We start from the raw sequence: 13476 nt of genomic DNA, 5'->3' as shown, positions 1-13476 counted from the left end.
TATGGTGAATTCCACAAATGTCAATTATGAATTAATTTCTTTAATAGAAACGATTGCTGATAACAAATTTATCCTAGGAGACCGTCTTGTCGAGGTCGGTGTGAGCGGACCTGACTTAGAAGGAACACTTGCAGCGATTGCGATGGCACAATCAGAGCTTGGACATGCGCGCCTTCTCTATAACTGGGGAGCGAATTTAAAAGGTGGAAAAGGTAACAAAAATGATGTGAAGGAACAAACAGGAAAAGCATTCGATAGCATAGTTAAAATCGAGGAATGGATATCACTTATTGCAGGACTCTACTGTATGAACACAGCGCTTAACATATTGATAACCGCTTTAACCAGTCATCAGAAAAGCAGTGATATCGGGCTGCAATTTAATAAATTAGTAAAAGAACAGGAAGAACATATTTTGTACTCAAAAAGCTGGGCACTCAAGTTGCTAAATGATGGCGGATCTATACCAGCTCGATTCGTTAATGCTTTTAAGCTTTGTGAACAAGAAGTCATTACATGGTTGAAGCAAGTGGAAAACAATATTGTTCTTGTTGAGAGTGATGTTCTTCTTAAAAATAGTAATCTAGCTGATTCGTATAAGAATGCATTGATCCAAAGCTTGAGGGATGAGGAAATTGTAAATGCTCAGTGAAAAGGAAAAACCAACTTGTCCTTTTTGTGATGGAAAAAATGTTGAGTTATATTCATCCTTCGGCACTGCACAGCTAGTTAGGCAGTACTATTGCCAGAACTGTAAAACTGTATTTGAAAGTATACGTTGGAGTGGAACTGCTGATGCATCTCCTGAGAAAACTCAAGGAATCCAAACAGTCGGTGTAGTTGGTTCGGGGACAATGGGAAGTGGAATTGCCCAAACTTTTTTACAAAGTGGATTATCAGTTACTTTATATGATATAGAAGACGAAACCCTTGAAAGAAACTCTAGAAATATTATTACTAATATCGAAAAAATGAAAGTAAAGGGTAAAATTACCCCAGAGCAGGCAGAGTCAGCAAATCGAAACCTTAAGGTGAGTACAAAACTCACTGATTTATCGGGTTTAGACTTAATTATTGAAGCTGTACAGGAGATTAAATCTTTAAAAATAGAATTATTTAAGAAGTTAGATGCAGTTTCCGACCCTGAAACAATTCTAGCAACCAATACGTCATCTTTTTCAGTTACAGAATTTGTGACCAATTTAAATCATCCTCAAAGAATGATTGGTATTCATTTTTTTAATCCAGCACCTCTAATGCCACTCATTGAAATTGTAAAAAGTCAATTAACTGATCAAACCACCATCGATAGAACTAGAGACCTTTTCCTCCTAATTAAGAAAAGGCCGGTAATATGTAAAGATACACCAGGCTTTATCGTCAATAGAATTGCCCGTTCTTTTTATAATGAGTCCCTTAGAATTGTCGATGAAGGTTTAGTTACACATGAGAAAGTTGACCGAATCATGAAAAAGGCTGGCGGGTTTAAAATGGGCCCATTTGAATTACAAGATTTAATTGGTATTGATATTAATTACAATACGACTCAATCATTATTTGATAATTTTCAAAATGAGAGTAGATTTAAACCCCATTATTTACAAAAAGAAATGATACTAGCTAACAGGCTTGGACGGAAAACAGGAAAGGGGTTTTACAAATATGAGTAGCTTCCAGAAGGTGCTCATTGTTGGCTCTAATCAATTGGCCGCTAGACTTCATAAAATTTTTGAAGGTTCGACAAAAATTAATACTGCTGATCACTTAGCCGATTGTGAAACAGAATTTTTTGATTTCATTTGGGAAACAGAGCATGGTAATCTAGAAAACAAGAAAAAAACAATTCAGGCACTTGAAAAATTTGTTTTAAATAAACATTCAATTGTTATAACGAGTGTACTTTCTGTTACTTGCACAGAAGTATCTAATTGGACAAATGGACATTTGAAAATTGTAGGATTTGCTTGTTTTTCAGACTTGGATTCTCAAAATCTAGTTGAATTAACTTTGCCGTTAACTGGGGAAACGAACAATTTGGAAGCGGTTACTAAACAACTTGAAAATGTAGAATTAGAAACGGAATTTGTTGAAGACCAAGTAGGACTAGTTTTTCCAAGGGTGCTTTCAATGATTATTAATGAAGCATTTTATGCTTTTACGCAAAAAATAGCTACTAAGGAAGATATCGATATAGCGATGAAGCTTGGAACAAACTATCCCAATGGGCCGCTAGAGTGGGGAGAGCGTATTGGGCTTGATGAAGTGTATTCTGTCTTACAAGGGTTATACAATAATTTACAGGAAGAACGATATCGGCCAGCTCCATTGTTAAGAAAGTTTGTTATTTCTGGTTGGAACGTTGAGGCATTTGCCCGGTATGAAAATTACAAACAGAAGATTAAGTCATATAACTTGTCACAAATAGAGAATAAAGAACTTCCTTTTACCACCTGATAATCAATGAAAATGACAGTGTGTGAGATTTATGGGGTAGATGAAATGGAGTCCTTTGACAGTTCGGAATGCTGTGACTGAGATATGAAATCGAATTGGTTTTTGAATCTCCGCGCCAATATATATACAAGATAGTAGGAGGAAAGTTACATGCTGAAAGACTATTACAAACTTTATATAAATGGGGAATGGGTTGAAAGTGAATCAGGAGAGTTTTTTGAAGCATATAATCCAGCAACAGGTGAAGTATTATCAAAGGTAGCTAAAGCAAGCAAATCTGATGTAGATACCGCTGTGACTGCAGCAAGAATTGCATTTGAAACAGGGAAATGGAGTCGCTTTTCACATAGTAAACGAGCACAGGTATTAAATAAAATCGCTAGTATCATGCGCGAAAGATATGATGAACTTGTAAAAGCAGAAATTTTGAACACAGGTAAAAACATTCCTGCGGCTAGAGGTCAAGTTACTCAAGCCATTGAGGATTTCGAGTTTTATGCAGGAGTTGCTTTAACTTCAGGTGGACGCACAAATCCAATGCCGAATAATTTTTTTAACTATACCTTGAAAGAGCCTGTAGGTGTCTGCGGTCAAATTATACCTTGGAATTATCCATTAATGATGGCGGCTTGGAAAGTAGCCCCAGCACTCGCTGCGGGTTGTACAGTGATTCTTAAGCCTGCTAGCTACACGCCAATTACTGCGTACCTGCTTGCTGAAATATGTACAGAAGCGGGAGTTCCTGCGGGAGTTGTGAACGTAATTACTGGAAGTGGTTCGGAAATTGGACCATACATGACAGAGCACGAAGGCATTAATAAAATTGCCTTCACAGGTGAGACGGAAACAGGAAAAGATATCATGTCTAAAGCATCTGGGACATTAAAACGCGTTACTTTAGAATTAGGAGGGAAGTCACCAAGCATCATCTTTGCTGATACAGAAATAGAAGATGCGGTAAATGGATCTTTATACAGCATCTTTTATAATACTGGACAGTCATGTGAAGCCCGCTCTAGAATTTTTGTAGAAGAATCGATTTACGAGGAATTTTTAAATAGATTCGTAGAAAAGACGAAGCAACTAAAAGTCGGTGATCCATTCGACAAAGGAACACATGTAGGGGCAGTCATATCCTCAAGTCATGAAAAAGTAATAGACGACTATGTAAAGCTTGCAGTAGAAGAGGGAGGAACCGTTCTTTGTGGAGGGAGCAGACCTGAAGGTAAGGAGTTTGCAAACGGTTATTGGTATTTACCGACTGTTATTAGTGATGTCACAAATGAAAGCAGAATTGCTCAAGAGGAAGTATTTGGTCCAGTTGTTGTTGTCATGAAATTTACAAATGAAAAAGAAGCAATAGAAATGGCAAACCACTCGATTTATGGTTTAGCATCTGCAGTTTGGACAACAAACCATGCAAAAGCGAATCGGGTAGCAGCAAAAATTAACGCCGGGATTGTGATGATTAACAGCCCGATTTCTGCATTCCCTGGAACTCCATTTGGAGGTTATAAGCAGTCAGGCTTTGGTAGAGAACTATCTCTTGAAACCCTTGATTTATATACTGAAACGAAAAGTGTAGTCTCCTATGTAGGTGAAAAGCAGTTAAATATGTTTGGTCTGTAATAGAATAATAGGTGGGGAAAATTTTTATCAGAAAATAAAGGATTTTAGAAAAAGGCAGGAAATTTATTAAGGTTATTGGAGGGAAATATGTGTGATAAAAACCGAGCATAAAATTAGAGGTTTGGGCGCGAGGTATAATGCTTCTTATAATTTCTTTCAAAAAAATATAGAAGTAGGCAGAGGTGATAAAGCGGCGATTTATTATGAAGATCGTTTTTACACCTACCAAGAAATCGATACATCTGCTAACCAATTTGGTGCTGCCTTAAAAGAGTTAAACATAGAGATGGAACAGCGCGTTTTACTATTATTACATGACTCTCCAGAATTCATAATTAGTTTCTTTGGTGCAATTAAAGTTGGAGCAATTCCTATTCCTGCCAACACACTTTTACCGTTAAAGGATTATGAGTTTCTATTGAATAATAGTCGTTCAAAAGTGTTGGTTACAACTTGTGAGCGCTGGGAAGAATTAAAAGTTATTAAGAACCGTTTACTCTTCTTAAAACATGTAATCCTAGTTGACGGGGAAAATCAACCCTTGAAGGAAGCAGATGAACACTCCTTTCGCGATCTAATAAAAGGCAAAGATAAAGAATTGCCTCCCTGTTATAGCAATATTAATGATCAAGCGTTCTGGCTTTATACATCAGGCAGTACGGGTGAGCCAAAGGGTGTGATTCATCTTCAAACAGATATGGAAGAAGCCTTTAAAAATTACGCCAAAAATATTTTACAGATCACTGAAAATGACATTACTTTTTCTGCTTCGAAGCTTTTCTTTGCCTATGGTTTGGGAAACGGGATGTATTTTCCGCTTGGAGCCGGAGCTACTACTGTTTTAATGCCGGACCGACCAACTGCAGAGAAAGTGTTTGAGACGATTGAAAAGTATCGTCCTACCATCTTTTTTGGGGTTCCTACCTTGTATGGATCTATGCTCAATTACCTTGAGAAGACGAAAAAAAACTATGATCTCTCTTCGATAAGACTTTGCGTATCTGCTGGAGAGGCGTTGCCTGCCTCTTATATAGAACAATGGAAGAATGTTTTTAATTTAGATATTATCGACGGAATAGGCTCAACGGAATCTCTTCATATATATCTGTCTAATCAAGTTAATCAAATTCGGCAAGGGAGCACGGGAAAGGTTGTTCCAGGTTATGAAGCTAAAATTGTGGATGAAGATGGTCAGGAAACAGCAGTGAATGAAGTAGGTGATCTTTTAATTAAGGGTGAAAGTATTGCGGCATCGTATTGGAATCTTAATGAAGAAAATAAAAAGAAATTTATTGGTGATTGGCTTGTGACGGGAGATAAATATTTTAAGGATGAAGATGGTTTTTATTGGTATGCCGGCAGAATTGATGACATGATGAAAGTGAATGGAATCTGGGTATCGCCAATAGAAATTGAAAACGCTCTCTTATCCCATCCTGATATATTAGAAACTGCTGTTGTCGCGGTAAATGACGAAAATAATTTAATTAAACCAAAAGCCTATATTGTATTAAAAGCTGGTGTCGAACCGAAGGAAGAACTGAAACTTGAATTTAAAGGATTTATCAAAAAGGTGTTGGCACCATATAAATATCCCCGTGTCATTGAATTCGTGAATGAGTTGCCAAAAACTACAACTGGAAAAATTCAAAGATTTAAATTAAGAGGCTGAAACAAGTTAATTATTAAAGTGTAAAACCTAAACAGAAAAAAGTAATGATTAACCTTTGATAAAAGCTGGTCAAGTTTGCTCTAGAATAAGGGATCAACGCAGAAGCGTATCATTGTGTGTTTGATATTCAACCGTAGTTTTCCATTAGCAGAATTATTTTAAACGAATCTAAAGAATCTTAAAATATGGATGGGGGGCGAAGAATAGTGAAAACAAGAGCACTGAGAGATGAATTAATTGAAGTGGCGCAAGGGAAACGCCCCGCTGATATGTTAATTAAAGACGGAACAGTGATTAATGTGTATTCTGGTGAATTCCTAAAGCAAAATATTGCTTTGTATAAAGATTGCATTGCATATGTCGGGGAAAATGAAGTAACCATAAATGACGACACCACTGTAATTGATGCCAATGGTTTGTACGTGTCTCCAGGATTTATCGAAACTCATGCACATCCATGGGTTGTATACAATCCGGTAAGTGTTACAGAAAAGGTATTGCCGTTGGGAACCACGACGACTGTAAATGATAATTTGTTTTTTTATTTACACATGGGTGCCTTAGGGTTTAAACAACTTGTAGACGATTTAGAGAAATTGCCAGGGAACTTTTTTTGGTTGATTAGATTAGTTTCGCAGGCCATATTCCCAGGGGAAAGAGAATGGTTCAACCAAAAGGATATTATTGACCTACTTTCGCTAGAAAATGTCCTTGGAACAGCAGAAGTGACTCGCTGGCCGTTATTATACAATGGGGACCCAGTCTTATTAGATATTATAGATGCAGCGAAAAAGATGGGAAAAGTATCTGATGGACATAATGCCGGGTGTTCTTATGATAAATTAAATTCGATAGCAGCTTCTGGAATTAGTGCCTGTCATGAAGCTATAACAGCGGAAGAGGCTTTGGACCGTTTACGTTTGGGATTGTGGACAGTACTTCGAAATAGTTCGCTGCGTCCAGATTTGTCAAATATAATCAAGCTGATTACAGAGGGAAATGTAAGTACGAGCAGAATCTTAATGACAACAGATGGCCCGCATCCATCTTTTATTGAAAAAGAAGGATTTGTTGATGGACTAGTAAGGCAAGCGGTGGAACTAGGAGTCCCGGTTATGGAAGCAATTCAAATGGTAACCATTAATGCAGCTACATATCTCAAACAGGACGATTATATTGGGGGAATAGCTCCAGGAAAAAAAGCTGATATTTTATTGTTGCCTGACCTCGACCAGTTCCGTCCGGATTTAGTAATCTCAAACGGAGAAATAGTGGCTGAAAAGGGTAAATTAACCATACAGATGCCTGATATTGATTGGAGTAAATATTTATCTGAAAAACCATTTACATTTCCAAGAGAGATTTTAGAAAACCCAGATCTGTATATTTACCCAGAAACATCTTCAAGCAACTCAGTGCCGGTTATTTTTTTTCGAAGTAATGTAATAACTCAACGAAAAGATTTGGAGCTTCCAACTAAGAATGGATTTGTAGATCTAACAGATCAAGAAGGTCTTATGTATGCAACTCTAATCCATAGAAATGGGGAGTGGGTGACAAAAGGAATATTAGAAAAGTTTGCGATTAATTTGGATGGGATGGCCTCAACCTTTAATACAACTACTGACTTGCTTACCATCGGTAGAAACCCTGAAGCTATGGCTAAAGCTGCTGCACGTGTTTATGAAATGGGTGGTGGTGTGGTAATAGTTGATGGTGAGGAAATCATTCTTGAAATCCCTTTACAGCTAACCGGTATGATGACCACTGATCCCTCCTTTGATAAGGCAGTAGAATTTAATGATAAATTATTATCGGCACTCCAAGCACGAGGATTTCCTTTCCATGACATTTTATATACTTTATTGTTTTTAACTTGTGATTTTCTTCCGGGGCTCCGTTTAGTTCCCTTTGGGTTATACGAAGTAAAAACCGATAAAATCTTGGTACCTTCCATACCCATGACTTACTTATCAAACGAAATTAAAGCTTAAGTTAGACAAGATGATAGTAACTTAATTAAATGGAAAGCAGAATTCATTTACCCGTACAAAAGGGCGCCATTGTTAAGAAACGAAAGCCGGATTTCTCAGTGATATCAGTGAGGAATTCGGCTTTTTAATATTTAGGTATTGTTAACGTTATAAATTCTCGTATCAAAGAGTGATATAAAGCTCAATCTTAGAGCTAACTATAAAACTAAAAGAAGAAAAGAGGATAAATGATGATTAACATGCTACATCAAATTATGATAAACGCCCCTGCTGAAAAAGTATACGAAGCCATAACCACGACTGAAGGATTTAAGGGGTGGTGGACAACAGATGCTAAAGCTGGACCTCAAGTAGGAAGCATTGCTGAATTTGGCTTTTACAATCGTAAAGCTATTTTCCCAATGCACATTGATCAGCTTGAACCAGGTAAGTTGGTAGTATGGACAGCTCAACATGATATGCCAGGATGGAAAGGTACAAAAATTCGTTTTGATTTGAATGTAAATGAAAACGGAGTGACGATTGTAGACTTTAATCATTCTGGATGGGAGTCAATGGAAGGACCATATGCGATGATTAATACAACTTGGGGTTCACTTATGTACATTCTTAAGCATGTGGAAGGAAAAAAACCAGGTGTGTGGCATCAAGGATAAATAAGATATAACACAGAAAATGTATTTTAATAGAAGGACAGCAGAAAACGTAGCAGAAACATATCATATTTCCCGTAAAGCTCAAGATGCATTTGCATTGGAAAGCCAAAGGCAGGCAAATACTGGTGATTGATTCTAGAGATTTCAATTCACAAATCGTTCCATTGCTTTGTTTTGTGATTATTCTAAATGTCGGCGGTAGTTGAGTAAGTATCACTATACCAATTTCAGGTTCAGCCTCAGAATAAGACTTCTATATTGCCTCATTCATTATTCAAAAGCAATTACAGGTATAATCAGTGCTTGCTATAGAATTGTATGCTTTCTAGAAGATTGAAAATCCCATCTCCGAAAAATCCCATCCTTATCTATTAAGAATTATTCTTAACTCTATTAAAAATTCAAAAATGAATTATTGGTTTTAACATGAATCCTTAAAAGTAAGGCTTTTTAAGAGAATAAAATTCATTAATGAATTGACTCATTTCGTAAAATCAAGCTGTTTACACCTATATATGTCTTGGCATGCAAGTTGCATTGATAAATAAGTATAAATCGAAAATGGAAAAATATGAAGATTTGTTACTAAGAGGAGGGATAAATGGTGCGAAAAACAGTAACTCAGCCATGGAAGCAATGGTATGAAGAAAGAATGAAGTTCTTACAGCTACCGGAAATATCCGTCTATACACTACTTGATAAAACAGCCAAAAGGTTTCCTGATCATACAGCCATTATTTTTGAAGACAATTTAATAGACTATAAAAATCTGAAATTGCAGGTAGACAAACTTGCAGGGAAATGGAAAGAGTTGGGTTTCGTGAAAGGAGAACGAATTGGTCTGATGATGGCCAATCATCCTTATTTTATTGTCAGTTATTACGCTGCTCAGGCGCTTGGGCTTATTGTTGTACAGCTGAATCCAATGTATAAACCGAGAGAACTATTGCAGATTTTAATAGACTCAAATGCTAAATATATTGTGTTTGATCAAACTGCTGCGAAGACAGTTGAAGAAACGAAAGGGATATATGACTTTGTAGCTTGCATTAATACAGATGACGAACAAAATGACTCTCATTCTCTTCGTTCAATGATTGAATTTGGAGAAGCAATTAAAAAGCCTGAATGTATAAATCCCTATGAAGATACTGCTGTTATTCAATACACCGGTGGTACCACTGGGAAGATGAAGGGGGTTATGCTTACTCATTATAACTTGACCTCCAACGTTGTACAGAGCTTTGAAATGTATGGGGATTCAATGATACCAGGTGAAGAAATCGTCTTGGCATCGACACCTCTATATCATGTTTATGCAATGACAAGTGCAATGAATCTAGGTATCTATATTGGAGCCTCTATTCTATTATTTCCTAAATTCGAGGTCCAAAATGTACTTGATAACATTAAAAAGTATCGTCCTACTTTTTTTCCAGGAGTTCCAAAGATGTATAACGCTTTTGTCAATCACCCGGAAATCGAAAACTATGGACTGGATTGTTTAAGAAATTGTTCTTGCGGATCAGCTCCACTTCCAGTTGAGGTAATGAAGCGATTTGAGGTGCTGACCGGTGCCAAAATTGGTGAAGGCTTTGGTTTATCAGAAGCTTCTCCATCCACTCACCGTAATCCACCCTTTGGGAAAAGGAAAATAGGAAGCATTGGCATTCCCTTTCCAGGCACAGACTGTTTGATTATTGATGATGATAATAATGAAGTTCCAAACACAGGTGTTGGAGAATTGCTTATAAAAGGCCCACAAATTATGAAGGGTTACTGGAATAATGAATCTGAAACAAAAAAGGCATTACAAAATGATTGGCTATACACTGGTGATCTCGCAGTGATGGATGAAGAGGGTTATTTCTACATTGTCGGGAGAAAAAAAGAAATGATTATTGTTAGCGGGTTTAATATTTATCCCCAAGAGGTGGAAGGAGTGCTATATGAACATCCGACTATTAAAGAGGCTGCTGTGGTGGGTATACCTCATAAAGAAATAGGTGAGGTAGTAAAAGCATTTATTGTACCGAAAGAAAACGCCTCCATTGATCTTGATGAAATAGAAGGATATTGCTATTCCCAGTTGACCCCCTACAAGGTGCCAAAAGAATTTGAAATTAGAACAGAACTGCCGCGGAACACAGTCGGAAAACTTTTAAAAAGATTGCTTATTAAAGAAGAACTTGAAAAGGAGGAGAAAAGTGATTAAGGAAGAATGCATAGTTTGAAAGAGTAGCAGAACGGGATCCAACATGCATATTTTGTATACTCCCACGATTTAAAGTCATTTTATAAGGTATTCATTCAGAAAGATAGGGGCAAGAAGAAGTTGTCATTGGGTGAACAGATGATGAAAGTAGTTTGTTTAGTATTAATTAAAGAATCAATTATTAGATTAAATTCGAAGTGTGTGAACACACAAAAAGAAAAGAGGAATTCAAATGCGTTGGGTTGTTCTCATTCTATTATTCTTTGGTGCCGTTATTAACTTTGCTGATAAATCAATCATCGGACTTGCAGCTGTACCTATCATGAAAGAATTTGATCTTTCTTATGCTGAGTGGGGACTTGTCGGAAGTAGTTATTATTGGTTATATCCAGTAACAGGTATTTTCGGGGCAGCGTGGGCGGATCGGCTTGGGGCAAAAAAAGTACTTGGATTCATCATGCTGACATGGACGGTTTTGCAATTCGGGGTTTTGGCCATTGCAGCGTTGCCGTTTCTGATTCTCTACAGAATTTTACTAGGTGCATTTGAAGGGCCGTATAGCCCAGTTGCTTACAGTCATGCGGATAAGTGGTTTCCTCCCAAACTAAAAGGGTTTGCTAATTCGGTAGTGGTTGGCGGGGGAACTGTTGGGGCGATGATTGTTGCACCAATCCTCGTTTCTTTAATTACCATTTTCGGATGGAAGGTTGCCTTTGCCGCTCTTGGTGTAGCAAGTCTTGTTTGGTTCTTCCTATTTCAATTTTTAACAAAGGAAAATCCTGTTGAAGTTTATGAAAATGTACAGAAGAAAAAGAAAGAAAAACTAAAGAAAATTAAAGTGAAAGATTTTCTGGTGCTTCTAGCGTCACCTACTGCTTTATTTACTACCCTCGCTTACTTTTCAACCTATATTCTTGTTGTTTGGTTTTCAGTGTGGTCGCCTATTTATTTAGTGGAAGCCGTTAAGATGACACCCGGTCAGATGGGATCGAGTGTGGCAATAATCGGAGTCGTTTCCGTTTGTATTTATATGGGTGTTTCTATGCTGTCTGATTATTTATTTAAGAAAAATCAAAATTGGCGGTCATCAAGAGTATTCGTTGTAGCTGGTGCAATGATCTTGGGTGCAATATTTTTTTCATCAATCATGGTTTTTCAAAATCCAATTTGGGTGATTCTTGCGATGTGTTTAGCAAAGGGCCTTACATATGCCATATTACCAATAGGCCCAACGATTATGATAAATGAGATGCGTGAACGCGGTGGATTGATGACAAGTATTTTAACTTCATCAGGTAACATAGCAGGGATTATTGCTCCTCTTTTAACCGGATATATCATAGGTTTAGCTGGAGGAAATAAAATATTAGGCTATAACTTATCTATTTTGTTCATGGCCATACTTGTTTTGGCTTTTGGCATACTATTTGCCATATTTGTAAAACCGTCTAAATCAAAAGGGAATAAAGATGAACAGAAAGACTATAATCTTAAATCCTCATAAGCTTGGTCTCAATAGCTGATTATAAAATGATACTAATGAAAATAAATGACAGGTTATTTTCTTGATAGCCTTGATATGAAAAGGGTTGAATTACAAAGAAAAAGGAGCGGATGGAGAAATGAATAGAGATGCGGTCATTGTTTCAGCAGTACGAACAGCAATTGGGAAACAAGGAGGCGAACTAGCGTCAGTTCCCGCCCACGTATTTGGTGCTGAGGTGATAAAAGAAGCTTTAATACGAGCGAATGTAAATCCTGAAATGGTCGATGATGTTATTTTGGGGAATGTTTTAAGCGGCGGTGGAAACATCGCCAGGTTAACCGCGCTGCAAACAGGCTTTTCTATTCAGCTGCCGGGCCTGACTATTGACCGTCAGTGCGGATCAGGAATTAATGCTGTCAATCTAGCTGCTCAGGCAATCTGGGCAGGTGATGGAGAAGTTTATATCGCAGGTGGAGTTGAAAGTATGAGCAGGGCGCCTTACTTGATGGATCGTCCAGAAAGAATATATAGTTCAATGCCCCCGAAGTTCAGAAAATCACAGTTGTCTCCAAAAGATATCGGTGATCCGCCAATGGGAATAACCGCTGAAAACTTAGCTGAAAAATATGAGGTCAGCAGAGAAGAACAAGATGAATTCGCTTTCCAAAGCCAGAAAAAAATGGCCAGAGCAATGGAAGAGGGCCGTTTTAATGAGCAAATTGTTCCAGTGAGCATTCCAGTTAGAAAGGGAGAGCCTATCGAATTCAAATTTGATGAACATCCACGACCGCATATAACTAAAGAAGGGCTAGCAAAATTATCTCCAGCGTTTTTAGAAGGTGGATCCGTGACAGCTGGCAATAGTTCAGGGTTAAATGATGCCGCATCTGCCCTGGTCATAATGTCGAGGGAGAAAGCAGAAAAATTGGGGACTAAGCCGTTAGCAACAATTAGAGCACATGCTGTTGCAGGTGTAGATCCAAACATTATGGGAATCGGACCTGTTCCCGCTATAAGAAAGGTAATGGAAAAGTCAGGACTTTCGTTAAATGATATGGACATTATTGAAATTAATGAGGCCTTTGCAGCTCAAGTGATTGCTTGTAACCGGGAGCTTGATATGAATCCTGCAAAAGTGAATGTGAATGGCGGGGCCATCGCTCACGGACATCCACTTGGTGCTACAGGTGCAATCCTAATTACGAAAGCGGCCTATGAATTGAAGCGATCTGGCGGAAGATATGCTCTTATTACAGCTTGCATTGGAGGTGGGCAGGGAATTGCTACGATTATTGAAAGTGATTGATGATTTTTTGCTTATCACTATCCAGGAAAAATTCGTATAAAATGTGATTGTTTCGATCTTAATC

Annotated in this window: 11 protein-coding genes; all 11 read left to right on the top strand. The window is 37.7% G+C overall.

The window, feature by feature from the left end:
- Window position 1: 1 nt before the first annotated feature.
- The gene (locus tag JFU50_RS27410) at window positions 2–652 is read left to right on the top strand and encodes a Phenylacetic acid catabolic protein (RefSeq protein WP_201224933.1); all 651 of its coding nucleotides are present in this window, start codon (window positions 2–4) and stop codon (window positions 650–652) included.
- Window positions 642–1670: a 3-hydroxyacyl-CoA dehydrogenase family protein gene (locus JFU50_RS27405; RefSeq protein ID WP_201224932.1), complete on the top strand. Its 1029-nt coding sequence runs from the start codon at window positions 642–644 to the stop codon at window positions 1668–1670. Before JFU50_RS27410 ends, JFU50_RS27405 begins: the two co-directional genes overlap by 11 nt.
- Entirely contained in the window at window positions 1663–2454 is a 792-nt protein-coding gene (locus tag JFU50_RS27400; RefSeq protein WP_201224931.1) for a 3-hydroxyacyl-CoA dehydrogenase family protein, read from the top strand. Before JFU50_RS27405 ends, JFU50_RS27400 begins: the two co-directional genes overlap by 8 nt.
- Before the next feature lie 150 nt (window positions 2455–2604).
- Window positions 2605–4083, top strand: a complete 1479-nt coding sequence (locus JFU50_RS27395; protein WP_201224930.1) for an aldehyde dehydrogenase family protein — start codon at window positions 2605–2607, stop codon at window positions 4081–4083.
- A 91-nt stretch (window positions 4084–4174) separates the two neighbouring features.
- Complete coding sequence (locus tag JFU50_RS27390) at window positions 4175–5755, top strand: benzoate-CoA ligase family protein (protein WP_201224929.1); 1581 nt, start codon at window positions 4175–4177, stop codon at window positions 5753–5755.
- 203 nt (window positions 5756–5958) lie between these two features.
- Window positions 5959–7749: an adenine deaminase C-terminal domain-containing protein gene (locus JFU50_RS27385; protein ID WP_201183328.1), complete on the top strand. Its 1791-nt coding sequence runs from the start codon at window positions 5959–5961 to the stop codon at window positions 7747–7749.
- A gap of 230 nt (window positions 7750–7979) precedes the next feature.
- The gene (locus JFU50_RS27380) at window positions 7980–8405 is read left to right on the top strand and encodes an SRPBCC family protein (protein WP_201224928.1); all 426 of its coding nucleotides are present in this window, start codon (window positions 7980–7982) and stop codon (window positions 8403–8405) included.
- Window positions 8406–8424: 19 nt separating this feature from the next.
- Window positions 8425–8538, top strand: a complete 114-nt coding sequence (locus JFU50_RS31845; protein ID WP_342214671.1) for a thiolase family protein — start codon at window positions 8425–8427, stop codon at window positions 8536–8538.
- A gap of 471 nt (window positions 8539–9009) precedes the next feature.
- On the top strand, window positions 9010–10620 hold the full coding sequence (locus JFU50_RS27370) for a long-chain-fatty-acid--CoA ligase (RefSeq protein ID WP_342214670.1): 1611 nt from the start codon (window positions 9010–9012) through the stop codon (window positions 10618–10620).
- 232 nt (window positions 10621–10852) lie between these two features.
- On the top strand, window positions 10853–12124 hold the full coding sequence (locus tag JFU50_RS27365) for an MFS transporter (protein ID WP_201224926.1): 1272 nt from the start codon (window positions 10853–10855) through the stop codon (window positions 12122–12124).
- A gap of 118 nt (window positions 12125–12242) precedes the next feature.
- Window positions 12243–13412 carry a thiolase family protein gene (locus JFU50_RS27360; protein ID WP_201224925.1) on the top strand — a complete coding sequence of 390 codons (1170 nt, stop codon included), beginning with the start codon at window positions 12243–12245 and terminating at the stop codon, window positions 13410–13412.
- Window positions 13413–13476 lie beyond the last annotated feature (64 nt).

The organism is Peribacillus sp. TH14, from assembly GCF_016651145.1.
In the GTDB taxonomy this organism is placed as follows: Bacteria; Bacillota; Bacilli; order Bacillales; family DSM-1321; genus Peribacillus; species Peribacillus butanolivorans.
This window is presented reverse-complemented; position numbering and strand designations above follow the sequence as displayed.

Coding starts and splice junctions, on each gene's coding strand:
- JFU50_RS27410 (WP_201224933.1), top strand. CDS start 2: ATGGTGAATTCCACAAATGTCAATTATGAATTAATTTCTTTAATAGAA.
- JFU50_RS27405 (WP_201224932.1), top strand. CDS start 642: ATGCTCAGTGAAAAGGAAAAACCAACTTGTCCTTTTTGTGATGGAAAA.
- JFU50_RS27400 (WP_201224931.1), top strand. CDS start 1,663: ATGAGTAGCTTCCAGAAGGTGCTCATTGTTGGCTCTAATCAATTGGCC.
- JFU50_RS27395 (WP_201224930.1), top strand. CDS start 2,605: ATGCTGAAAGACTATTACAAACTTTATATAAATGGGGAATGGGTTGAA.
- JFU50_RS27380 (WP_201224928.1), top strand. CDS start 7,980: ATGATTAACATGCTACATCAAATTATGATAAACGCCCCTGCTGAAAAA.
- JFU50_RS31845 (WP_342214671.1), top strand. CDS start 8,425: ATGTATTTTAATAGAAGGACAGCAGAAAACGTAGCAGAAACATATCAT.
- JFU50_RS27365 (WP_201224926.1), top strand. CDS start 10,853: ATGCGTTGGGTTGTTCTCATTCTATTATTCTTTGGTGCCGTTATTAAC.
- JFU50_RS27360 (WP_201224925.1), top strand. CDS start 12,243: ATGAATAGAGATGCGGTCATTGTTTCAGCAGTACGAACAGCAATTGGG.